Source organism: Shinella sp. SUS2 (assembly GCF_001262505.1).
Classification (GTDB): Bacteria; Pseudomonadota; Alphaproteobacteria; order Rhizobiales; family Rhizobiaceae; genus Shinella.
Map to the genome: position 1 here is coordinate 1 of NZ_KQ410755.1, position 23,503 is coordinate 23,503.

Annotated in this window: 23 protein-coding genes and 1 pseudogene; 17 read left to right on the forward strand and 7 right to left on the reverse strand. The window is 58.8% G+C overall.

Annotated features, from left to right (window positions below):
- Positions 1-224 (forward strand): hypothetical protein (locus AKG11_RS35310; protein ID WP_210166812.1); only part of this gene is annotated, 224 nt, incomplete at its 5' end.
- Between the two features lie 321 nt (positions 225-545).
- On the opposite strand, the gene AKG11_RS29905 is transcribed toward AKG11_RS35310, so the two are convergent.
- On the reverse strand, positions 546-1,160 hold the full coding sequence (locus tag AKG11_RS29905) for a metal-dependent hydrolase (protein WP_197284038.1): 615 nt from the start codon (positions 1,158-1,160) through the stop codon (positions 546-548).
- Positions 1,147-1,320: a hypothetical protein gene (locus tag AKG11_RS34820; RefSeq protein ID WP_156334174.1), complete on the reverse strand. Its 174-nt coding sequence runs from the start codon at positions 1,318-1,320 to the stop codon at positions 1,147-1,149. The genes AKG11_RS29905 and AKG11_RS34820 overlap by 14 nt, the downstream gene beginning before the upstream one ends.
- A 57-nt stretch (positions 1,321-1,377) precedes the next feature.
- On the opposite strand from AKG11_RS34820, the gene AKG11_RS29910 reads away from it, so the two are divergent.
- From AKG11_RS29910 to AKG11_RS29935, 6 genes and pseudogenes are all read left to right on the forward strand, one after another.
- On the forward strand, positions 1,378-2,817 hold the full coding sequence (locus AKG11_RS29910) for a DctP family TRAP transporter solute-binding subunit (RefSeq protein ID WP_050746582.1): 1,440 nt from the start codon (positions 1,378-1,380) through the stop codon (positions 2,815-2,817).
- 43 nt (positions 2,818-2,860) lie between these two features.
- Positions 2,861-4,060, forward strand: coding sequence for a TRAP transporter large permease (locus AKG11_RS29915; RefSeq protein WP_050746583.1), 1,200 nt, complete (start codon positions 2,861-2,863; stop codon positions 4,058-4,060).
- Between the two features lie 137 nt (positions 4,061-4,197).
- Positions 4,198-4,794 (forward strand): annotated as a pseudogene (locus AKG11_RS29920) (ribonuclease activity regulator RraA); the annotation flags it as partial.
- Between the two features lie 52 nt (positions 4,795-4,846).
- Positions 4,847-5,551 (forward strand): IS6 family transposase, encoded by a 705-nt coding sequence (locus tag AKG11_RS29925; protein ID WP_050746584.1) that lies wholly within the window; start codon positions 4,847-4,849, stop codon positions 5,549-5,551.
- Between the two features lie 42 nt (positions 5,552-5,593).
- Positions 5,594-6,718, forward strand: coding sequence for an IS30 family transposase (locus AKG11_RS29930; protein ID WP_050746585.1), 1,125 nt, complete (start codon positions 5,594-5,596; stop codon positions 6,716-6,718).
- A gap of 4 nt (positions 6,719-6,722) precedes the next feature.
- Positions 6,723-7,031 carry an integrase core domain-containing protein gene (locus tag AKG11_RS29935; protein ID WP_256364428.1) on the forward strand — a complete coding sequence of 103 codons (309 nt, stop codon included), beginning with the start codon at positions 6,723-6,725 and terminating at the stop codon, positions 7,029-7,031.
- 644 nt (positions 7,032-7,675) lie between these two features.
- Here AKG11_RS29935 and AKG11_RS29940 read toward each other — a convergent pair.
- Positions 7,676-8,698 (reverse strand): LacI family DNA-binding transcriptional regulator, encoded by a 1,023-nt coding sequence (locus tag AKG11_RS29940; RefSeq protein ID WP_082342813.1) that lies wholly within the window; start codon positions 8,696-8,698, stop codon positions 7,676-7,678.
- A gap of 89 nt (positions 8,699-8,787) precedes the next feature.
- Here AKG11_RS29940 and AKG11_RS29945 point away from each other — a divergent pair, with 89 nt between their 5' ends.
- The 10 genes from AKG11_RS29945 (at position 8,788) to AKG11_RS29990 (ending at position 18,636) form a co-directional block, all read left to right on the forward strand.
- Entirely contained in the window at positions 8,788-9,870 is a 1,083-nt protein-coding gene (locus AKG11_RS29945) for a Gfo/Idh/MocA family protein (protein ID WP_082342815.1), read from the forward strand.
- On the forward strand, positions 9,870-10,211 hold the full coding sequence (locus tag AKG11_RS29950; RefSeq protein WP_082342817.1) for an L-rhamnose mutarotase: 342 nt from the start codon (positions 9,870-9,872) through the stop codon (positions 10,209-10,211). Before AKG11_RS29945 ends, AKG11_RS29950 begins: the two co-directional genes overlap by 1 nt.
- Before the next feature lie 156 nt (positions 10,212-10,367).
- Positions 10,368-12,134 (forward strand): ABC transporter substrate-binding protein, encoded by a 1,767-nt coding sequence (locus tag AKG11_RS29955; protein ID WP_157255850.1) that lies wholly within the window; start codon positions 10,368-10,370, stop codon positions 12,132-12,134.
- Between the two features lie 64 nt (positions 12,135-12,198).
- Complete coding sequence (locus tag AKG11_RS29960; protein ID WP_050746591.1) at positions 12,199-13,383, forward strand: enolase C-terminal domain-like protein; 1,185 nt, start codon at positions 12,199-12,201, stop codon at positions 13,381-13,383.
- A 9-nt stretch (positions 13,384-13,392) separates the two neighbouring features.
- Positions 13,393-14,394: an ABC transporter permease gene (locus AKG11_RS29965; protein ID WP_050746592.1), complete on the forward strand. Its 1,002-nt coding sequence runs from the start codon at positions 13,393-13,395 to the stop codon at positions 14,392-14,394.
- Positions 14,395-14,396: 2 nt separating this feature from the next.
- Positions 14,397-15,251, forward strand: coding sequence for an ABC transporter permease (locus AKG11_RS29970; protein ID WP_050746593.1), 855 nt, complete (start codon positions 14,397-14,399; stop codon positions 15,249-15,251).
- Entirely contained in the window at positions 15,248-16,072 is an 825-nt protein-coding gene (locus AKG11_RS29975) for an ABC transporter ATP-binding protein (protein WP_050746594.1), read from the forward strand. Before AKG11_RS29970 ends, AKG11_RS29975 begins: the two co-directional genes overlap by 4 nt.
- Positions 16,072-17,040 (forward strand): ABC transporter ATP-binding protein, encoded by a 969-nt coding sequence (locus tag AKG11_RS29980; RefSeq protein ID WP_082342823.1) that lies wholly within the window; start codon positions 16,072-16,074, stop codon positions 17,038-17,040. Before AKG11_RS29975 ends, AKG11_RS29980 begins: the two co-directional genes overlap by 1 nt.
- Positions 17,037-17,903, forward strand: coding sequence for an amidohydrolase family protein (locus AKG11_RS29985; RefSeq protein WP_050746595.1), 867 nt, complete (start codon positions 17,037-17,039; stop codon positions 17,901-17,903). The genes AKG11_RS29980 and AKG11_RS29985 overlap by 4 nt, the downstream gene beginning before the upstream one ends.
- Positions 17,890-18,636, forward strand: a complete 747-nt coding sequence (locus AKG11_RS29990) for an SDR family NAD(P)-dependent oxidoreductase (RefSeq protein WP_050746596.1) — start codon at positions 17,890-17,892, stop codon at positions 18,634-18,636. Before AKG11_RS29985 ends, AKG11_RS29990 begins: the two co-directional genes overlap by 14 nt.
- Before the next feature lie 195 nt (positions 18,637-18,831).
- Here AKG11_RS29990 and AKG11_RS29995 read toward each other — a convergent pair whose 3' ends face one another.
- The 4 genes from AKG11_RS29995 to AKG11_RS30010 form a co-directional block, all read right to left on the reverse strand.
- Positions 18,832-19,674, reverse strand: a complete 843-nt coding sequence (locus tag AKG11_RS29995) for a phosphogluconate dehydrogenase C-terminal domain-containing protein (protein ID WP_050746597.1) — start codon at positions 19,672-19,674, stop codon at positions 18,832-18,834.
- Positions 19,675-19,847: 173 nt separating this feature from the next.
- On the reverse strand, positions 19,848-20,837 hold the full coding sequence (locus tag AKG11_RS30000; RefSeq protein WP_050746598.1) for an ABC transporter permease: 990 nt from the start codon (positions 20,835-20,837) through the stop codon (positions 19,848-19,850).
- On the reverse strand, positions 20,834-22,333 hold the full coding sequence (locus AKG11_RS30005; protein WP_050746599.1) for a sugar ABC transporter ATP-binding protein: 1,500 nt from the start codon (positions 22,331-22,333) through the stop codon (positions 20,834-20,836). The genes AKG11_RS30000 and AKG11_RS30005 overlap by 4 nt, the downstream gene beginning before the upstream one ends.
- Positions 22,330-23,457, reverse strand: a complete 1,128-nt coding sequence (locus AKG11_RS30010) for an ABC transporter permease (protein WP_157255851.1) — start codon at positions 23,455-23,457, stop codon at positions 22,330-22,332. The genes AKG11_RS30005 and AKG11_RS30010 overlap by 4 nt, the downstream gene beginning before the upstream one ends.
- Positions 23,458-23,503 lie beyond the last annotated feature (46 nt).

Here is a 23,503-nt window from a genome sequence, read left to right on the forward strand (position 1 = left end):
AAATCAACCCGCAAACCGAGCCGGAAACTCCGCTCTTCCAAAGCCCGAAAAGTCTCAGTTCATTTGACGACGGACAGTCGTGGAACAGCGCAACCTCAGCAATTGATGGCAATCACTTCAGAGTGCTTTTCCTCGTGTCTGCGGTGGTTATTCTTTTCGCCGCGGCAGCAGCCTTCCTCTTCGGAAGGAGCCGGGCAGATGAATTGAGAAAAGTCGCGGGTTGAAAGTCGCGCACGCTGGAGATGATCCAGCGCCTTCTTCTTCAGCATTCCTTAGCCGAATAGCAGCGCTGAACATCAGCGCTGCTAGGATTAATCGCGGTGCCAGCGCGTCGACCTGAATCGATAATGGCTACGGATAGTCCCCAACATCACCGGCGTATCAAGCGTCGGGTCAGCATGCCGAATGGGCCCGTTCCCGCGGTGCGTCCATCGCCCTAACGGAGCGCCACCTCGGCCTTCTCGACAAGAAGGGCAGCTTCGAGGAGAGGCTTTCCAGTGCCTCTCAACCATTCTTCGAGTGAAGTTAGAGGACCAAATTCCCGCTCAAGAGCCGGGATAGCCGTCCTCAACTTCAAAGACGATATCCCAACGGAAGGGGTTGACGGCAGTTGGGCTTGCCAGAACCCGCTGCGGGTGACCATGGCCATCCGCGATGATCGCATCTCTTGCAAAGGCTTCCACGCTTCGCCCTGCTCCCATCATTGCCCCGCAATAGGCAGCAAACGTCAGCAGGGCGAGCGTTGCCGGAAGGCCCGGGTTCACGCTGCCGCGTCTTTCGCGGCGGATCGTCAGCCATATGCCGAGCGACAGGGACAGCCAAAGCCAAGGGTCGATAATGAAGAGCGTATCACCGTAGAACCAGCGTTCCGAGAACGGCATCAGAAGCCGGATGCCGTAGACGTTGAGCCAGTCGAGCAGCGGATGGGACAGGGCACCGATATAGGCGAGCGCCAGCACCCACCAGAACCTTACCGGACGTCGGCTCGGCGGACGCCTCTCCCGCTTCGTCTGCCATCGGTCGAAGCCGACGACGGCAAGCGCCAGGAGCGGCGGCAGGATGAGAAGCCCGAGCGGTCCGTGCCAGAGCAGCACCGGCCAGCGAGTGGGCGAGATTATCCACGATGGTGACCGTTGATCGCTGTCATCATGCGTCTGCATCGGGAACGCGGCGACCGACGGCCAGGATGACCGGCGACAGGAAGCCAAGCAGCGTGACGACGGTTCCACCGATACCGAGCACGACGAACAGCCAGCGCATGCCGATGATCTCGCCGAGCGGCGTCGCCACTGCAATGCCGACCGGCGAAGCAAACGCCATCAAGGTGTAGAGCAGAGAGCATATGCGCCTTCTGTCGTCTGATGCGGGAGAAGCCGCATGACCGCCGAAGCGCCGGATATCCTGCTTGCCCATTATCTCAAGGCCCTGAAGCTGCCGGCATTCCAGCGCGAGTACCAGAAGCTGGCCCGGCTATGTGCCACCGAAGGCGTCGATCATGTCGGCTACCTGTTTCGACTTTCCGAGCGGGAGATGATCGAGCGCAATCGCCGCAAGGTCGAACGCCGGATCAAGGCAGCCAAATTCCCGGTCGTTAAAAGCTGTGACCTTCAGAGCTATCTGGCAGGGAATTTCAAGCGTTATCTGGCATCCTATGATGGTCTGCGTTTAACACTTTTCTGCCGTTCGAGTGACGGTTGCGGTCTGATCGAGCTTATCGTGATCGATGAGGCCGAACGGCTGTCGAACCTTGCGCATGAATATGTCCGCGATCTTTTCGACCGCTCCAATATCGGCCTCATCCTTGTCGGAATGCCGGGCATCGAGAAGCGCATGGCGCGCTATCCTCAGTTCTACAACCGTGTCGGATTCTCTCATGGCTACCGGCCGCTTCTGGGCGATGAGCTGTCGTTCGTTCTCACCCGGCACTGGCGGAAGATCGGTGTCACGCTGGACGAGGCTGATTTCACCGACGCACAGGCCGTCGCCGCGATCGCGCGTATCACCGGCGGAAACTTCCGCCTTCTGCACCCCAACGGCTTGCTGGGTGGCGAACGCAGTCTGTGGGAAGGCATGCAGATTGGCTCAGTCGACATTGCCATCACGGGCGTGGGGCCCATCAGTTTTTTCACGCCCCAGTATACCGGAGTGCAGATGTACTACGCCGTCCGCGACTATGCTCACCTCGAGAAAGTCTTTAACGGGGAAGTCGGCCACGAGATCCGCGATGCGCTTCTGAGGGCGAAAGGGGGACGCGTCCTCGACTGGTGGTATCGCGGTGCGCGGAACATCACCGCGAACAAAGCCATCCGCCAGCCTGCAGATCTCAAGGGGCTGAAGTTGCGGACACCGGAAGGCAAGATCTACCTCGAGGCATGGAGTGCCCTCGGCGCCAGCCCTACTCCGATGGCCCTCGGTGAACTTTTTAATGCATTGGAACAGGGTGTGGTCGACGGGCAGGAGAACCCGCTCGAGTTAATCCTGACGCAGCACTATAACGAGGTCCAAAGCCACGTCAGCTTAACCGAACATCAGCTGGTGCCATATCTGTTCGCTGTCCGGGAACAGACGTTCACCAGCATGAGCGAGGAGCAGCAGCAGATTGTTCAAGATGCTGCGCTGGAAGCCGGAGCGTTTGAAAAGGACCTGGTCCGACAGAATGAAGATGTCTACAGAAACAAGCTTTCAGAAGCTGGAATGGCGGTCGTGGAAGATGTGGACCGCACGGCATTCCGAGAGCTTATGCACGAGACGGCCCTGAAGCTTGAGGCGGAGGGCCTCTGGGAGCAAGGTCTCTACGAGCGCATTCAGGAGGCTTGAGCATGGCGTCCGCAAAACTAGACTATCTCGCGAAGTCGCTTCGGTGGCTTCTGCCGTCTTTATTTTGGCCACCGGAACACTTCCACTGGAGGTCGTCCCCCAACAGGTTTTCCACGGGCTGGATCAATTCACTTGGCTCGCCATCCCTCTGTTCATGCTCGCTGGCGAGTTGATGAACCGAGGCGGCATCACCCTGCGGCTCGTGAACTGCGTGCAGGCATTCGTGGGCCATTTTCGCGGCGGCCTTGCCTACGTATCAGTGCTGACTAATGTTGCCATGGCGGGCATTTCAGGTTCGGCGCTGGCTGACGCCGCCGGCACGGGGTCCGTTCTGATCCCTTCGATGAAACGCACTGGATACCCGACCCCCTTTGCTGCAGCGGTCATCTCGGCCGCCAGCACAGTTGGTCCGATCATACCACCCAGTATCCCTTTCATTTTGTATGGGACCCTCTCCGGCGTCTCGGTCGGCAAGATGTTTGCTGCCGGCGCCCTTCCTGGGCTGGCAATGGCGGGCACGTTCATCATCACCATCGCGATCATGGGGCGCCGCGCAAATCTTCCGAAGGACGAGAGAAAAGGTCTTCGGCAGGCCCTTCGTGCGCTCTGGGATGCCAGTCTCGCTCTCGTGATGCCCGTCATCATCCTGGGTGGCATTCTGTTCGGGATATTTACGGCTACCGAAGCTGCAGGCGTGGCTGTTGTCTATGCCCTCATCGTCTCCATCTTCATCTACCGAGAAGTCCGGTTCAGCGACCTTTTCGAGATCGTGCTGGATTCGGCAAAGAGTGCAGCGATTATCATGTTCGCCATCGGTGCAGCCGGGCTACTGAGTTGGGTCATCAACTACTCACAGATGGCCTTCCAACTGTCCAGCATGCTGACGGCCGTGACAACCGACGGAACGGTCATGCTGCTTCTTATAGCACTGCTGCTTCTGGTCCTCGGGTGCTTTATGGAGGCGACCCCTCTGATCATCATCCTGACGCCCGTGCTGCTTCCGGTGGTAACCCAGCTCGGGGTGGACCCGATCCATTTCGGCCTCATCATGGTCATGGTCCTTATGATCGGTTTGATCACCCCACCCGTCGGAATGGTGCTGTTCATCACCGCAGGTATCGGCAACGTCAGTATCTTGAGCGTTGCCAGGAGTTGCATACCTTTCATGATCGCAATCGCAATCGTCACCATCCTTGCGATCGTCTTCCCCGCCTGGGTTCTTTGGCTCCCTAGTTTTGTCTGATGCACCGTATCGGTGGAGCAGGGTATCGCTCCTGCCCCATCGATACGTCCTGACCATTGCAAAATGCCGCTGCCCTCATCGCCGGCGCCCAAGTTCCCGCAGATTCCGCAACCTTAGGGGTTTTTCAGGAGATAATCATGAGTAACTTACCCGCACATATCCGCAAAAAATTAAGTGCAGTAAGCACCGCTACCCTCTGCACGGCTCTCTTCAAGCGCGGTTTACGGAACCAGTTCATCCAGGATGTGCACCCCGTCGATGCAAAGCCGTATAACATGGTCGGAGAAGCTTTCACGCTCCGCTACATTCCGGCCAGGGAGGACCTCAATCCTATCACCGTGTTCGAGGATCCTGCGCACCCCCAGCGCAAGGCGGTCGAGGAATGCCCGCCCGATGCCGTAATGGTGATGGATAGCCGAGGCAACCCACGTGCGGCCTCGGCAGGTGGCATTCTTGTCTCGCGATTAATGATGCGAGGTGTAGCCGGCATCGTCACCGATGGTGGCTTTCGAGACTCCCCCGATATCGGGAACTTGACCATTCCGGCATATCACAGACGTCCGTCTGCACCGACGAATCTTGTCCATCATCAGGCGGTGGACCTCAATGTTCCCATTGCTTGTGGTGAAGTGCCGGTCTGGCCAGGCGACGTCATAGTCGGGGACGCTGAGGGAGTGGTTGTGATCCCGGCTGGGATCGCCGAAGAAGTCGCCAATGAGGCGGAACAGATGACCGGGCGTTGTCACGTAAACCTCCTGTGAGTGAGTGGTGGGTAGAGACGGTGGGATGAAGAAACCGGCCATCAGCTACAAGCGTCACCGTTTCCCGCAACAGATCATCGCCCATGCGGTCTGGCTGTACTTTCGGTTCCCGCTGAGCCTGCGCCTGGCCGAGGAGTTGCTGCTGGAGCGTGGCATCGTCGTCTCGTATGAAACGATCCGGCGATGGGGTCTGAAATTCGGACCGGCCTACGCAAAGCAGCTTCGTCGCCGGCGGCCTTCGCTTCAGGATGTCTGGCATCTGGATGAGGTGGTGATTTCCATCGCGGGCAGGAAGCACTGGCTTTGGCGTGCCGTTGATCAAGATGGCTACGTTCTCGATGAGATTGTTCAGAGCCGACGCGACACCAAGGCCGCGAAGCGATTGCTCATCAGGTTACTGAAGAAAACAGGCATGCCGCCAAGGCGGATCGTCACCGACAAGCTCCGCTCATATGGCGCAGCCAGGCGTGACATTATGCCAACGGTTGAACACCGGTCCCATAAAGGTCTCAACAACCGAGCGGAAAACTCTCACCTGCCGCTTCGAAAACGAGAGCGGACGATGCAGGGATTCCGATCAGCCGGAGGCTTGCAGCGTTTCATCTCGATTTTCTCGGCGCTGCGAAATCTCTTTGTCACCCCACGTCACAACCGCTCCGCTCTCGCCACCCACATCCATCGCATCCGCGCAATTGCGCATTGGAAAGCTGTGACGGGCGCGGTTGCCTGATTTCCGAGAGCCGTCGGCAGAGCGCAATCACCGCTCGATAACGTGACATCGCCGATCGGACTTCTGTGGGCCCAACGCGTCGGGGTGCGAGAGATCGCCCGCCGTATCGGGCGTAGCCCGTCCTCGGTCTCGCGAGAGCTGAGACGAAACGCTGCAACGCGTGGCGGGAAGCTCGAATATCGAGCTTCGGTCGCACAATGGAAGGCGGAACTGGTGGCCAGAAGACCAAAGCCGGCGAAGCTGGTGACGAACCCACGTTTGCAACACTACGTCCAAGACCGTTTGGCTGGTAAGATCCAAGCCCCTGACGGCCGTGAGATTGCAGGCCCTCAGCAGGCACCGTTCAAGGGGCGCAACAAGCCACATCGCGGTGACAGGCAATGGGTTAATGGGTGGTCGCCCGAACAGATTGCCAATCGGCTGCAGATCGACTTCCCGGAGGACAAATCGATGCGCATCTCACACGAAGCCATCTATCAGGCCCTCTACATCCAACATCGCGGTGCTCTCGAACGCAAGTTCGTCGGCTGCCTGCGCCGCGGCCGGGCGTTGCGTATCCCGCGGGCCAGAGCTCAGGCCAAGGCATGGGCACACGTCAGCGACGCAGTGATGATCACCAAACGCCCCGCAGAAGTAGAAGACCGTGGGGTGCCCGGACATTGGGAGGGTGACCTGATCATCGGTTTGAACCGGTCCGCAATCGGAACCCTGGTCGAGCGTTCGACTCGCTTTACCAGCTTGGTCCATCTGCCTCGTCAGAAGGGTTACGGTCTGGTTCAACGCACGAAGAACGGCCCGGCGCTGGCTGGCTATGGGGCCATCGCCATGGCCAATGCGCTCAAGGACACCATGAAGCCTCTGCCTGCCCGACTGCGGCGGTCATTGACCTGGGACCGTGGGAAGGAGCTATCCGACCATGCTCGGTTCACGAGCGAGACCGGGGTGAAGGTCTTCTTCGCAGCTCCCCGCAGTCCGTGGCAACGCGGTACGAACGAGAACACCAACGGCCTTTTGCGGCAATACTTCCCGAAGGGCACCGACCTGTCGCGCTGGACTGCCCAAGAGATTCAAGCCGTAGCACACACTCTGAACAACAGGCCCCGAAAAACCCTTGCCTGGAAGACACCAACTGAAGCCTTGAACGAATATCTGAAATCTGGACAATAACCCAGTGTTGCGACGACCGGTTGAATCCGCCCAATACGCAAGTGAGACCTATCGACGAGCGCTCGATGCCGCCGGTCTGCAGGGATCCATGAGCGCTGTCGGCAACCCTTATCACAATGCTCAGGCAGAGAGCTTCATGAAGACCCTGAAAGTCGAGGACATCTACATCGCCGGCTACGAGACATTCGCGGATGTGGCCGAACGCTTGCCCAGGTTCATTGAGGAGATCTACAATGCCAAGCGGTTGCACTCGGCCCTTGGCTATCGATCGCCAGCAGAATTCGAAACCCAACTCGCCCAGCAGGCGGCTTAGTTTGAAGCGCCCCGTGGTCCAGCCAGAGGGGTTCACTCCACCCTTTGCCTCAGATCTCATCTCAAACTATTGCAGCAGCGGGTGTCGTTTGGCAGTTAACCGCAAGAATCTGCCTCAACATTTTCAATAAGATAGCGCGGCACCTAATTTGATACACGGCAGTTAATCTGAGAATGTCGCATGGAATATGGCATCTAACTTGAGAAACAGCGGGCCACGACGTCGAGATGAACTTTGATGATTTCGCAATCGCTGCGGCGGAAATAGAGGTTTGGAATACCTCGTTTCTTCAACAACTTGGCAGCTCGTCCAGGCCAACTCGGGATAGCCCATACCTGCAACTGATTTGCAACGGCACTTGACGAAGTTCTCAGATTAAATGCCAAACGAGATCCAAACATCCGCATTCTTACGATTAAGTGCCACGCGACAATCTCCTCTTGGACCGTTCGCGGATACGAACATTGCCGAGTTAATTCGGTATCGGCCCGTTCTGGAAGCCAAGACCTTCGCGAACTTCTGTCAAAATGCCCAATTGTGCCCTTCTGCAAGCGACGCCGGATAGGGAACTGCACGACAAGTTGAGGGCATTGGAAATGCCGGTGAACCCTTCGTTATCGCCGCGCCAGCGGTACCGGAAGTTGCTACGCACTCTCACGCGAGATGATCTCAAATCCGAGCCGCGTCGCCCGCCCGGACGGGGTTTTGCCTGCCAGGCGCGCCAGGAGCATTCGGCCCGCCTCCATACCGGTTTCCCGCACCGGAAACCTGATCGTGGTCAATCCCGGCCTGATCCAGCCGGACACGATGCTATCTCCAAAGCCCGCAATCGCGACGCGACCGGGGACATTCAGGTGCAGGTCAAAGGCGTGGCGGATGGCTCCAACCGCGACATAATGACCGGCAAACACGACTGCATCCGTCTGCGGATGTTCGCGAATGATCGTGCCGATGATCTCTCCACCCTGCCCTGTTCCCGGCGTGGCCGTGATGTCGTAGACGACCGGCGCATCAAGACCGGCTTCTTCAGTCGCCAGGTGCAGACCTGCGAGACGATCGGCCATGCGACTGTCGTCAAGTCCGACATGGCCGACGAATGCCAGGTGCCGACGCCCCCTGCCTATCAGGTAGCGCCCGAGTGCTGCACCGGCATCCACATTCGACGAGCCAACGCTCATGTCGAGCGGCTCAGGATTATAGTCAAACATCTCCACCACGGGCGTGCCGGAACGGCGCAGGAGATCGACGCAGTCTGGACTATGATCCTTGCCGGTCAGCAGTATGCCATCCACCCTATGCCCCAGAAATGTCCGCACGAGCTCGCACTCAGCCTCAACGGAAAAATGCGAGTGGCCAAGCAGGATCTGGTAGCCCGCCGGTTCAAGCACGTCAGCGGCCCCTTGCATCACCATGGAATGGATCGGGTTGGCGCTCGTCGGAACCACAACCCCGATCACCCGGGTGCGTGCGGAGGCCAGGCTCGAGGCTTGACGATTGGGGATATAACCAAGCTCGGCCGCGATCGTCAGCACGTGCTCACGCGTCTTGCGCGAGACGCGGTCCGGATTGCTGATGCAGCGAGACACGGTGACGGCAGACACGCCCGCAGCTTGTGCGACCTCCTGTAAACGGACGGGGGTATTTAAGGGTGAAACTGGTTGCGACATATCCGTCCAGGGTTGTGAGGCCGACTTGAAGGAGCCGGCTGCGAATGAACAAGCTTGCTTGACTTCTCCATGCCATAGATCCTATCAGAATGGAAAGCGTTTTCCAAATGAGTTTCTCCATGGCGAAGATCCGAGCCTCGGTTATCGGTGCTGGCTGGTACGCAGCGCAAAACCACATCCCTGCTTTGGCGCGGCGCAGTGACGTCATCCTGGATGGGGTATCGCGCCTGGGCCAGGAAGAACTTTCAAAGGTGAAGGAGCATTTCGGCTTTGCCTTTTCGTCTGAAGATTTCCAGGAGGTTCTTTCGCGATGCCCCGATGTGGTCATCGTCGCCTCGCCCCATCACCTGCACTACCAGCATGCCCGCGCAGCGCTCATATCGGGAGCGCATGTGCTTTGCGAAAAGCCGATGACGCTGGATGTGGGCGAAGCCTGGGATCTGGTGGCCCTGGCGAAGGAGCATGGGCGCCATCTTCTCATCGCCCACGGCTACAATTATCTGCCGCACGTCGATCAGTTGACCCTCAAGATCGCCGAGGGCGCGATCGGAACAATCGAGCATGCAGCGGTCAGCTTCATCTCCGCCACGCGCGATGTCTTTCAAGGCCAGGCGGGTCTGCGGCAGTGGGAAAGCGCGCTCTTCAGGCCGGATCGCAGCACCTGGCAGGATCCTGGGAAAGGTGGTGGGTTTGCCTATGGGCAGCTCAGCCACGCCCTGTCGCTCTTGTTTCTTCTCACTGGCCTTGCGCCGACGAAAATAAGCGGATCGACCTTCGACCGCGACGGCATTGACCTTGCCAATGCCGCCAGTCTTTGCCTATCCAATTCAGCCGTGGCAGCAATCTCGGGGGCTGCAGCCATGCCGCAGGGAAACCGGGCATTGATGCGCATCTATCTCGCCGGCAGCTGCGGTGTCGTCGCTGCAGAATTTGATCGCGACTTTTGCGAAATTCGCCAGGCAAGCGGCAGGGTTGAGCGCCTGGGCCTTTCCGATGGAGACTGGGCCTATCGCTGCGATGGCCCGGTGGATGCGCTCGTCGATCTTGCGCAAAATGCCGGTACGAACCGGTCCACCAGCATCAACGGCGCCCAGACCGTCGCAACCATTGCGGCACTGCTGCAATCGTCGCGGCAGGACGGCCAGGTTCAAACCATCCGGGCTCATCTGTGATGGCAGAAGCGATGGGCTCCACCAAGGCATTCCTGCTTCGCATCCGGCAAGGCAAGATTGCAGAATACAAGCGGCGCCACGCGCAGATCTGGCCGGAGATGGTCGAGGCGCTCGAACAGCTCGGCTATCGGCACTACGACATCTTTGTCCATGAGGGCAGTGGCTGCGTCTTTGGCCATGTCCTGATCGATTCCACGGTCACTGGCCAGGCTGATCATCCGACCATCTTGCGATGGCGAGCCTATATGGCCGACGTGCTTGAGATGGATGGCGAGCTCCCAGTTCAGGAAGTCCTGGAGAAGGTGTTCACGCTTTCAAACCACGTGAAAGCGGCGCCGTAGCATCGATCAGACCCGCTGCCCTATTGACGCGTGCAGTCGGTTGGCGTAAATGGACAGCGCTTTCCATTTTATGGAAATGGAGATCGCGGAGAAGCGGCGCGAGGCCGCGCAGGGGGCATGGGGAGGCCTCTTGTCACTTTCGATTGGGAGGAGTGCATGCCAAAATTTCGTTCAACTGGGGCAAAGAGTGCCGGTGCAGCCGTCTTGGCCGCCGTCTTGCTCTCCACGACAATGGCCTATGGCCAGACCGTGCCGGATGTGCCGCGCAATCGCACCTTAATCAGCCAGGGTTGGGATTACTATAATGCGGTCCCGTCGACAGAGAATTTCAATCCCTATGCAGGGGTTTTGCTCCACCAGCGCAACAGCCTGCATTACACCGTCAATGAAGCGCTGTTTTACACCAATCACTTCACTAATGAGCTGATCCCCTGGATCGGTGAAAGCTACAGCTACAACGACGACTATACACAAGTGACCATCAAGCTGCGCGAAGGCGTACGCTGGAGTGACGGTGAGGCCCTGGATGCCGAGGATGTCGCCTTCACCTTCTCCATGCTGAAGGCCGCAGCACCGGATCTGCTGTTTTCGAGCGCGATCGACGAATGGGTCGCCTCGGTCGACGTCATCGATCCCTTGACCGTCAAAGTGTCCTTGACGAAACCAGGTCCCAGATGGGCTGCCGATTTTCTGGCAACGGGCCAGTCAACACGCTTCGTGGTCGTCCCCCAGCACATCTGGGAGGGGAAAGATCCCAAGACCTTCAATAATTTCGATCTCGCCAAGGGCTGGCCGGTCGGCACTGGACCGTTCAAGCTTGTCAAATCGGATGCCAGCTCACTGTTTCTCGATCGGCGTGATGAATGGTGGGCACAAGATGCTGGGCTTGTTGAGGCAATGCCGAAGGTGGAGCGGGTCATCTATGTCCCCGCGACCGCCGAAGCCATGCCCCAGCTTTACGCCACCAACCAGATAGATATCGGTCGCAACATTCAATCAGGTGTGTTCGAAGCGATCCGCTTCCAGAACCCAAACCTGACAGCCTGGAACAATGAGGGACCTGTCTGGGGCGCCCCGAATGGCTGCGTCGTCGGCATCCGTTTTAATACGCAGCGCCAGCCTTTCGATAATGTCGCCCTGCGTCAGGCGATCAATGCCGCAATTGACCGCGACCAGATCGTCAACCTCGCTTATGAGGGCTCCGTCAAAAAGGCAATCTTGCCGTTTTCTTCCTACCGCGGAATGCTCGACTATGTCGATCAGCTTGAAAAGAGCCTCGATGTCGGCGTCCTGGACCAACACGATCTTTCCAAGGTCGACCAGCTGCTTCAGGGCGCCGGCTTTACGAAGAGCGGTGGCGCATGGGTGCAGCCAGATGGGAGCCCGCTGCAGATCGCCGTTCAGGTCGGACAGGGCGACCCCGTCGGCCCGGTTCTCGTCCAGCAACTGAAATCGGCAGGCTTCGACGCCATCGTGAATGTCCAGCAGGTGACCGCCCAGACGGAAGCGCTGTCGACCGGCAATTTTGGATTAAGCGTCTATCCACATTGCGGCAGCCTCTATGATCCCTGGCAAACCCTGGAGCACTTCCATTCCAAATATGCAGCGCCAGAAGGACAGGCGGCGACCAATCTGCGCGCCGTCACACGCTACGGCAACCCCGACCTGGACGCTTTGCTCGACAAGATGGAAGCCTCGCAGCCCTCGCCGGATAATCCAGAATACGCAGATCTCGTTGAACAGGCGACTGCGAACTTTATCCGCGACTTGCCGGAAATCCCGCTGTTTGAGGAAATTCAGACGCAACCGTTCAATACGACCTACTGGACGGGCTATCCCTCCTTTGACAATCCCTATGTCGCCCAACCCCTGCCGTGGGAAGGTTTTGCATTGGTGATCCACCGTCTTCAGCCCACCCAGTAACCCCTGGCGAGCGGGTCTTGCCAAAGGCCCGCTTTCCACGAGCTTTATGACTAGAGTGAACGCGGTGAAAATCAAGCAGATCAGAGCCTTTGCCATCCGCAGCGAGATGGTCGGTGCGCTTTACAGGGAAAAGACGCCTTCGGGCGCACAGCCGCGGCGAGATCCATGGACCCGCCAGGCGCGGGTGGCGGGCCCGATGTCCGGCTACTCACAGTTTAAGGCCAGCAGGTCGAGCTGGCGGCTCGATGGCGCAGTCGGATGCCTGGTCACGGCCGAAGACGGTACGACCGGCTTTGGCGTCAGCCGCCATGGGCGCGCCGTCATCAGTCTGATCAATGATCATTTTTCCCCCTTGCTGGAAGGTCAGGAGGCACTTGCCACCGATCGGGCCTGGGACATGATGATGCGGGCCTCCTCCCCCTATGGATCCTCAGGGATCGCCGCCTATGCCATCAGCGCGGTCGACCTTGCGCTGTGGGACCTGAAGGGCAAGGTTCTCGACAGACCCGTTTATGAGCTGATCGGCGGGCCCGTCCATGACAGCATCTTCTGCTATGCCACAGGAAACGACACCGACTGGCACATGGAGCTCGGGTTTCAGGCAACGAAGCTTGCATGCCCCTATGGCAGCTTTGACGGGCTGGCAGGACTGACGGCCAATGAGGAGCTCGTTCATCGAACACGCGAGATGATCGGCCCGACGGTGGAGCTGATGCTTGACTGCTGGCTCGCCTTCGACCTGGAATATGCCGTTCGCCTTGCAGAGCGTCTTCGCCCCTATGGATTGCGCTGGATCGAAGACTGTCTGCTGCCCGATCAGTTGGAAGCCCATGCCGGACTTCGCAACCGACTGCCGTGGATGAGCCTTGCAACTGGTGAACACTGGTACACGCCCTCAAGCTTTCTGACTGCCGCCAGCCGTCAGTTGGCCGATATTTTCCAACCCGACATCTGCTGGGCTGGCGGGTTGACCGGGTCAATGCGCATCAATCACATTGCCGAAGCGGCCGGGATCGAGGTGATCCTGCATGCCGGGATGAACACACCCTATGGGCAGCATCTCACCTATGCGAGCGCCAACATGCGCTGGGGGGAATTCTTCCTCGGCTCGGCTCCGGGCGTGCCGCTGAAGGACGCCTTGATATTTCCTGGCATGGCCGTGCCCGACCAAGGCCTACTCGTACCCAATGCCGAACCCGGCTTTGGACTGGGTCTGACCGAGGCGGTTTTGCAAGACATGCTGATCTGAGGGCTCGCCATGTATTTCCGCTACGTCACTCGCCGCTTCGGCCTCATGCTTCTGGTCATCATCCTGGCTGTCTCGATTAACTTCCTGCTGCCCCGCCTGATGCCCGGAGATCCCGTCGAGGCCCAGCTCAACCAATTGCTGGCGACCGGTAGCGGGGGTGGCGACATCTCGGCAATGGTGGAGTCCTACAGAAGCCGTTTTGGTCTGGATCGGCCATTGTGGGAACAATACCTGTCCTATTGGGGTGCCACGCTTCGCCTTGATCTGGGTGTATCCCTTGCGGCCTATCCCGAGCGTGTCGTTGATGCCATCCTGGCCGGCCTGCCTTGGACGCTTGGCCTTTTGGGCTTTGCGACACTCGTCAGTTTTACGCTTGGCACGCTGCTTGGTGGTCTGATGGGCTGGCCGCGCGTGCCGCGTTGGCTGCAGCCCTTCGGGTCGTCGGTGGTTCTATTGTCCTCTGTTCCCTATTTCCTCATCGGGATGGTGCTGCTTTACGTCTTCGCCATCGTCTGGCGCATCTTCCCCGCGGGCGGAGGATTGCCCTTCGGCATCCAGACCGGCTTCAACTGGGAGACCATATCGGCCATTGCCATGCATGCGGCGCTGCCCGCCGCCTCCATCATCCTGGCCGAGATCGGCGCCTGGGCGCTTGGCATGCGCGGCATGATGGTGAGTGTTTTAGGCGAGGACTACATCTCGCTGGCTGACGCCAAAGGGCTGAAGCCACGCCGCATCTTCTTCTGGTACGCAATGCGCAACGCGTTATTGCCACAGCTGACAAAGCTTGCCCTGGCAATGGGCCACATCGTATCGGGCGCCATCCTAGTTGAGGTAATCTTCTCCTATCCGGGGATTGGCTTTCGCCTCTATCAGGCCATCCAGTCGAATGACTACTTCGTCATCCAGGGCATCGTCCTGGTTCTTTCGATCTCGATCGCCGTGGCGATGTTCATCCTTGACCTCATCTATCCTTTGATCGACCCGCGTATTGCTGCGGAGGAGGCGTGACCATGGCCGCCATTTTCGTCCAGCCGCGACAGCTTTTGCGAAACCGACCGCTCGCCTTCGGTCTTGGAATTTTGGCCCTCATCTGTCTCATCGCAATCATCGGTCCTTTGCTCGTCGATCCTACAGCCGCGCGCGTCGGCGCCACGATTGCCCGCCAACCCCCCTCTCCCGATCATTGGCTTGGTACAGACGGACAAGGTCGCGACATGGTGACCGTGCTGATCCATGCCATGCCCAACACGCTGACGATCGGGGTAGTCGCCGGCTTGATCAGCCTGACCCTGGGAGTGGCCCTCGGACTGATCTCAGGCTTTGTCGGGGGGGTGGTCGACACCATCATCCGCGTGCTGACCGACGTCATGATGACGATTCCAGGGATTGCCATCCTCGTCCTGGTTGCCGCCAATGTGCGCGAAATGACGGTGGGATTGATGGCGGTCATCGTCGCCTCCCTGTCCTGGATGGTGGCAACGCGCACCATCCGTGCGCAAACCCTGTCCTTGCGCGAGAGGGGCTATGTCCAAGTGGCGCGGCTCAATGGCAGCAGTGGCCTGAAACTCGTGTTCGTCGAGGTCCTTCCCAATCTCCTGCCCTTTATCGCGGCAAGCTTCGTTGTCACCGTATCGGGAGCCATGCTGGCCACGATCGGACTGGAGGCACTTGGTCTTGGTCCGCAAAACCAGCTCACCCTTGGAACGACCATCTATTGGGCCCAGTTCTACGGCGCCATCCTGCGCGGCATGTGGTGGTGGTGGGGTCCGCCAATCGTCGTGATCTCCATCATCTTCGTCGGCCTCATGCTGACCGCAATGGGACTGGACTCCTTCGTCAACAAGCGTCTGGGAGGCCACGCATGAGCGATCCTCTCCTCGATATCCGCAATCTCACCATAGAATACCCGACCCCTGCCGGTCGCTTTGTTGCCGTCGACGACGTCAGCTTTGACATCGGCGCAGGAGAGCGGTTCGGGCTGGTGGGCGAGTCAGGCTCGGGCAAATCGACCACCATTCTTGCACTCATGCGCATGCTGCGCGGCGGCGTCGTGTCGAAGGGGCAGATGCTGTTGAACGGACGTGACCTGGCGCAGGTGCCGGACGCAAGCTATCGCCGTTTGCGGTTTGCCGAGATGTCACTGGTGCCGCAGGGCGCCATGAGTTCGCTGAACCCGGTGCTGCGGATCGGCCGCCAGATCAACGATATCTTTGAGGACCACGGCGTCATCCATCCGCCCAAGGACAGGGTTTCCATCATCGAGGACCTCCTGCAGCGCGTCGGCCTGCCTGCTGCCGTGCGCCATCGCTTCCCCCACGAACTGTCCGGTGGGATGAAACAACGCGTCTGCATCGCCATGTCGATCGCGCTAAAGCCAAGCGTCATCCTCGCCGACGAACCGACCAGCGCCCTTGACGTGATGGTGCAAAAGCAGGTCCTGGCGACGCTCGGGCGGGTGCAGAAGGAGCTCGGAGCCGCCGTCATCCTGATCGGCCATGACATGGCGCTGATGGCCCATTTCGTCTCGAAGCTGGGGGTCATGTATCGCGGAAAGCTCGTCGAGATGGGACCGGTCAAGGAGGTCTTCGCCAATCCGCAACACGACTATACCAAGATGCTGATCAACTCCCTTCCCACCTTTGAACGGCGAACTCGTGCCGCTGCGGCCGATAGGAGGTCAAGTTAATGGGACTTCTGGAAGTTAGGGCGGCAAGCGTCGTCTTTCATGCGGGGCGAGCAAGCGCCAAGACGGCCTTGCACGACATTTCCTTGTCGATTGGAGGCAAGACACCCTCAATCACGGCGGTGGTGGGCGAAAGCGGCAGCGGCAAGAGCACGCTGATCCGCCTCTTGCTTGGCTTCCGGAACCCGACGCTCGGCGAAGTCCTGTACGACGGAGACAACATAGCCGGCTTGACGCGTGATGGCGCGCGCAAGTTCCGGCGCCAAGTTCAGGCCATCTTTCAGGATCCTTTTGACGCCTTCAATCCCTTCTACAAGATCGACCATCCGCTGGTGACACCCCTGCGCAGCTTCGGCCTCGCAGCATCGAGGGATGAGGCCTATGCGCGTATCGAGACAACGCTGAGAAGCGTCGGCCTCGTTCCCGAAAACACGCTTGGGAAATACCCTCACCAGCTTTCGGGAGGTCAGCGGCAGCGCATCATGATTGCCCGGGCCTTGCTGCTCGATCCAACCGTCATCTTGGCTGATGAACCGGTCTCCATGGTCGACGCCTCCTTGCGCGCAACCATTCTCGACATCCTCTATGAGCTCCGGCGGGATCTTGGAATATCGCTCATCTACGTGACGCATGATCTGACGACAGCATATCAGGTCGCAGACACGATTGTCGTCCTGCATGGCGGTCAGATCATGGAGGTCGGCGCGGCCGAAAAGGTCGTGCATGACCCGCGCCATGCCTATACGAGGGCGCTGATCGATGCCGTCCCGTCTCCAGATCCGGATGTCGCTTGGAACCTTGATGACGACATTGCGCCGCCCGAGGCCTTCCTGGCGGGTAAAACCAAACTCGCCCTTTATGCGACCGAGCCGGATCGCGCCATTGCGTCGGTGGCAAGACCCGGGCAAGCACCCGTGACGGCCGCCGAGATCCAAAGAGTTGTCTCTTTGCAAAAAGCGCTGGCCGCATGAGGATCGACGCCCATTGCCATGCCTGGCGCCGCTGGCCCTATCAGCCTGCGGTTCCAGATGCGACAAGCCGTGCCAGTGCTGCCAACCTGATCCATGAATTGGACCGGTTAGGCGTAAAACAGGCCGTGCTGATCGCTGCGGCAATCGGAGACAATAGCGATAATACCGACTATGCCTTCAAGGCAGCTGCGGACTACCCTGGCCGGTTCGTCGTCTTTCCCGACCTGGAGTGCTGGTGGTCTTCAGCTGTCGGGCAACCGGGGGCGGCCGCGCGCCTGGAGGCGGCACTGTCGCGCTTTCTGTTTCGCGGCTTCAGCCTCTATCTCGCCGAAGACGAAGATGGCAGCCGTCTGGTGGGTCCGGACATGATGGACTTTTTCAGGCTGACCCGTGATCAAGGCCTGATTGCCAGCCTGTCTGTAATGCCGCATCAGATCGAAGCAGTCATCCAGCTGGCCAACAGGATGCCGGAGATCCCGATCCTGCTGCACCATTTCGCCTTTATGGGGCCCCGAAGCCGCACGGGCCCTGGCGACAGTGAAGCCGTGATTGCAGCCGCCGCCTGCTCCAACATCTACGTTAAATATTCCGGTATGGGGAATATCGCTGCGAGCGACCATGAATACCCCTATTCCCCCTTGCGCTGGATCCCAGATTGTTTTGCGCAAGCCTTCGGCCCCCACCGGATGCTCTGGGGGTCCGACTGGCCGGTCTCAACCAAACACATGACCTATCCCCAGACCCTGTCGCTCCTGACGCGTCACGGTCCGTTTCGGGGCGAGGATCTATCGGCGGTGCTCGGCCGCAACATGCATGACCTTCTCAACCGCCAACCCAATGGAGCCCCAAATGAACCAGATTGATCTGATCGGCAAAATAGCTGTCGTGACAGGCGGCGCTCAAGGAATCGGCTTCGCAGTCGCGCGGCGTCTTATCGCCTCTGGCGCCTCAGTCAGTCTCTGGGACATGAACGAAGACCTGCTGAAGGCGGCGGTCCGCGAACTCGGTGAGAAAGCTTCGTCCGTCGTGGTGGACATCAGCGATCATGCTGCCGTCGCTGCCGCGGCAGAACATGTGGAGGCCGGTCTCGGCAGTCTCGATATCCTCGTGCACTCCGCCGGTATCGCCGGCAAGAATGCTCCCCTCGATGTCTATGAGATCGATGAATGGAAACGAGTAATCGACATTGACCTTAACGGGACGTTCTACGTCAATCGGGCCGTGATACCGGGCATGAAGAAGCGCAATTACGGCCGTATCGTCAACATCGCGTCGATTGCCGGAAAGGAAGGTAATCCCAATGCGGCGGCCTATGCCGCGGCCAAGGGTGGCGTGATCGCGATGACCAAAGCCGTCGGCAAGGAATGTGCCGGATTTGATATCGCCATTAACGCGATCACACCGGCAACGGCAAAGACAAGAATTCTCAATGAACTGAAGCCGGAATTTATTGACTATATGTTAAGCCGGATCCCGAGAGGCCGTTTCCTGGAGGTCGACGAGGCCGCCAACATGGTGGCTTGGCTTGTCTCAGCCGAAAACAGTTTCACGACAGCCTCTGTCTTCGATCTTTCAGGAGGCCGCGCCACCTATTAGACAGGTGTTGGCGCCATAGTCACTCCATTGGAGAGATAAGGTTGCGTCCCAGCATCGGGTGCACCGGGAAGGGTTGTCAGGGACAGACGTCCCAGCCGCCGACTTTTCATCCTCGGCGGCTGACCGTTTCTGGCTGACCCGTGATATCCAGGATCGACGGTCTGCAGTGGGCGAACGTCAATCCTTGGAGCGCTTTCACTGCGGATTGCAGATATCCCTCACCGACTGCTTGACCGCCGCTAATGAAAAGATACGATCAAGCCAGTCATCCCTGAAAATCAGCGGGCGAGCCTGGCGGATGGCGTGAAGAGCCCCGTCTGAGAATTTTCCCTCCGGAAAGGCTTCGAAGGCTATCCCGAGTTCGATCTTCAGGTGGCCCAGCATGAAGTCACGTGCCGCATCAGCAGGAACACCCATTGAAACGGCCCGATCAGTCGCATCGCGAAGGGCAAGCGCCAACGTTGCGCCCACTGTCTCTGATAGGGCCGGTTCGAGGATGGCAATGCTCTCCAGCGAGCAGCGATACGCCCGAGTAACAGGCGCATATATCGTGCGGGCGATCTCCTCACACAACTGATAGTGCTCCTCGGGTCCTTGAATCAAAGCGCATACGATTCCTTGGGGGCCGCTGATGCCACCAAAGAAGTCCTTCTGGGCATCTACGTCAGGTGTGAAATCGAATAATGCCGGATGGCATGGATGGGTGCAGAAGTATGTCACATCTGCGCGTTCCGGCATCTCACCAGCATAAGGGGCAGCCGCATCGAGCACAATAATCGCAGCACCGGGCTTGAGATGATCGATGATCGCATGGGAGATTTTCCCGATGAGTCGATCCGGCACGGCGAGAATGACGACATTGGCATTCGCCAAGGCGGCGACTTGATCCACAGTTTCAACACCGACTTCTTCGCGCAGCCTTTGACGTCCCTCGTCGGAAATTTCGACGTGCGAAACTGTAAAGCGGGACGGCTTCAGGTTCTTTGACAGGCGCACGCCCATCTTCCCGCCAGCTCCAAGCAGGGCGATATTGGTCATTGGTTTTCCTTTCCCGTTGCGATCTTTTCGGTAACGCTTGATGCTCATGCAGACGCAGGGCCTTGACTGCCAAAGCGCTGTTGCGCTGGCAGGAGGCAGTTGACCCGGTATTACTTCTGTTCTTGGCTGACGTGCCGCTACGGCGGTTCGATGTGTTCCATGTCAGGTTCACCTCATGACGATCTAAGGGGGCGAATTGTCCGCGCGAGTTTGTCGCGCAGCCGCCGGCCCCGTATTCCGTCGGCGACCATGGCTGCGAAAATCACCGTTCCCAGTATAATCGGCTGCATGTAAAGGTTGACCCCGGTGAAGACGAGGCCGAGTTTGGCGGTCTGGATCAGCGTTGCCCCAGCAACAGCACCGAGCGCAGTGCCGACACCCCCGAAAAGGCTCGCTCCACCCAAAACCGCTGCTGCAATGACATCGAACTCACGGCCCTGCCCAAACCCCACATCGAGGCGGCCGATCTGCGAGATCATCACAAAGCCTGAGATCGCAGCGCAAACCGCGGAAATCATGTAGGCCCTGGCTTCAATCCGCCCGACCGCCAAACCAGCCTTGCGCGCCGCTTCTCGATCATTGCCAAAGGCGTAAATCTGACGGCCGGCGCCAGTGTGACGCAACACGATGTGAATGATCACAGCGGTGACGACGAAGACGAGGATAGGCGTGGGGATCCCCAACACGTTCGACAATCCGAACGTCCGCATGCGCTCAGGAAAATCGAACTGGGTCGAACTGGTGAGCCAGGTCCCGAATCCTCGAAAGACAAAGAGGCTCGCAAGGGTGACGATGAAGGGTACGACTCGAAGCACGACAATGAAGAAGGCATTGAGACCGCCAAGCCCCGCGCCGACGACCATGGCCACGACGAAACCAGCCTCAACCGGCAGCCCGAAGGATCGCATCGCCATGCCGGCGATCAGCGGTGCGAGGAACATCACAGACCCGACCGAAAGATCGATGCCTCCCGTGATCAATACGACCGTCATGCCAAGTGCCGCGATGCCGATGAAGGATGATTGCTTGATGATGTTGGCCAGGCTCTCAGGCTGCAGGAATTGTGGGGCCTGAACTCCAAACCACAAAAGGATCAACACAAAGAAAACCGCCGTCGAATGGCTGAGCGTGAAGCCGACCAGTCCTTTCATGATCCGCTTCATTCTGCGATCTCCCCAAATGCCAGTGCGAGGATGCGCTCGCGATCGAAATCCTGGCGCAGAACCTGTCCTTTGATTTCTCCGCGGTTCATCACGACAATCCGATCGGCCATTCCCATCAATTCCTCAAGCTCCGAGGAAATCATCATTATGCCGCCCCCGCGAGCGGCGATCTCATCGATCAGGCTGTAGATTTCGTATTTGGCGCCAACATCAACACCCCGTGTGGGCTCATCGAGGATGAATAGATCGGGATCGCGCAGTTGCCACTTGCCGATCACGACCTTTTGCTGATTGCCACCGGAAAGAGCCTTGGCGGGCTGGCTGTGGATGTCGTTGGCCTTGATGTTGAGCTCTTCGCGCATTCGTTCAGTTCGCTCCGCAACGCGATCGCGGTCGATCAGTGCAAAAGGTCCTCGGCCAAAAGCGGCCAGTGAGGCAAGAGTCAAGTTATCGGCAACGCTTGAATCCATCATGAGCCCTTCTTCACGCCGATTCTCGGTCACAAACGCCATTCCGGCCTCGATGCGGGCTCGAACCGGCCCCTCCAGCGGTCGCCCCTTGAGGCTGATTGTGCCTTTTGCGCATTTGTCGAGACCAAAGAGAATCCGCGCCAGCTCTGATCGACCAGCACCCATCAGTCCAAAGAGACCGACGATTTCCCCTTCATGCACGGCAAGGTCGACATCCTCGATTACGCCTGGCTGAGTGAGTCCACGCGCCTCCAACACTGTTGCCCCTTGCGGCTGATTGCTGCGCGGCGGGAACATCCCGCCCATGTCGCGACCAATCATACTCCGGATCATCAGCGGGATCGGAAACTCGGCAATCGTTCCCCTTGAGACGACTTCGCCGTCGCGCAACACGACGATGTCATCACAAAGCCGCTGTACATCCGACAATATGTGCGAGATGTAGATGATCGTGCAGCCTTGGCCTTTCAGAGCCTCGATCGTCGCAAACAGCCTCTCGCTTTCACGCGGCGTCAGCGACGTCGTGGGTTCATCAAAGATCAGGAGGCTCGCCTCGTTGTGAAGCGCCCGGGCGATCTCCACCAGTTGTCGCTCGCCCGGTGACAGTCGGCCAACTTCGACAGAAGGGTCGAAATCCAAAGAGAGGCGAGAGAGGACTTGCCGACTTCGCTCGTTGATCCGCTTCCAGTCAATGAGGCCCATACGCCTCGGAAAGCCATCAATGTAGAGGTTTTCCGCCACCGAAAGATTGGTGAAGAGGTTGAGCTCCTGGTGAATGAAGGCAATGCCGATGCGCGTTGCGTCAGCGGCTCCTGCCGGTTCATAGGGCAGACCGCGCCACATCATATGACCTGAGGTCGGTTTTACGACACCCCCGATCATGTTCATAAGCGTCGATTTGCCCGCGCCGTTCTGGCCGATGATGCCGAGCACTGAGCCTTCGCGGACACTAAAGCTGACATCGCGGTTGGCCGGGATCCCGAACCAGGATTTTGATAGGCCTTGGAGAGACAGAATGTCCGTCATCGTACCCGCTCCCGCTTCAGCCGTGTGCGCAAAACATCGAGCAAGGCCGCACATAGGATGATGCCGCCTTTGACCATGTCGATCTGGAAGGCCGAAAGGTTCATCGCCGAGAGCGAACTTGCCATGATGACGTAGAACATGACGCCAAAGAAGGTCCAGATGACCTTTGCCTTGCCACCGAACAGGCTTGTCCCGCCAATCACGGCAGCGCCAATGACATCCAGAAGGAAGGTGCCGCCACCTAGCGTCGGTCGCCCGGCTTCAAGGCGGGCGGCAAACAACAGCCCGCCGATCATCGCGCAAACCGCCGAGATCACGAACACAGCAATGATGATGCGCCTGACGCGCACACCGGAAATTTCGGCGGCCTTGCGGTTCATCCCGATGGCCAGCACCTGGCTGCCAAACACCGTCCGATTGAGGAGCACGTGCGCCGCCAGTGCGACGAACAGGGCGATGACCATGGGATAGGTGACAAGAGAATAGATGGCGCGTCGGGCTATCTTGGCCTCTTCCTTGGCACCGAAATAGACAGAGACGATATCGCCACGGCCCAGACGAATGAAATCGTCAGGCAGGTTTGCCACATTGCCCGATTGCGTGAGCCAGAGGGCAAAGGCCGAGAAGATCATCATCGCGACCAGCGTCACGATGAAGGCCGGCATCGCAAACATAGCAACCGCCATGCCATTGATAAGGCCGATGATCACGGCAGCGACGAGCATGGCGGCGATGGCCAGGACCACGCCGTGGTCCACTCCTGCGAGCGGCCCCCCGGCGTCTGTGAGCAGCCACCCCCAGATGGGTGTGTTGGAAAAGGTTGCCGGATCTGCAGCTCCCGTGATCAGCACCGCGCCAAGGACCGATGTCAACGCAATGGCTGCCCCTTGGCTGAGATCAATACCTCCGATCGCAAGCACAAAGGTCTGGCCAATCGCAACGATGAGCAGCGGCCACATATTGGACAGGACATTCACCAAATTCGCCGGTGTGACCAGCATCGGCAAAAATGGCGCCAAGAGCAGCACGTAGAAAACAGAGAGATACAGAACGAACTGGTCGGAGAGCAGCAGGTCAACCGCCTTGTCCTTCAGTTCTCTTCTCGGCACCGGTGATGAAGACATAGTGTACCTTTTCGCCATTGGACCCGGCCGGGCATCGCCAGCTGGG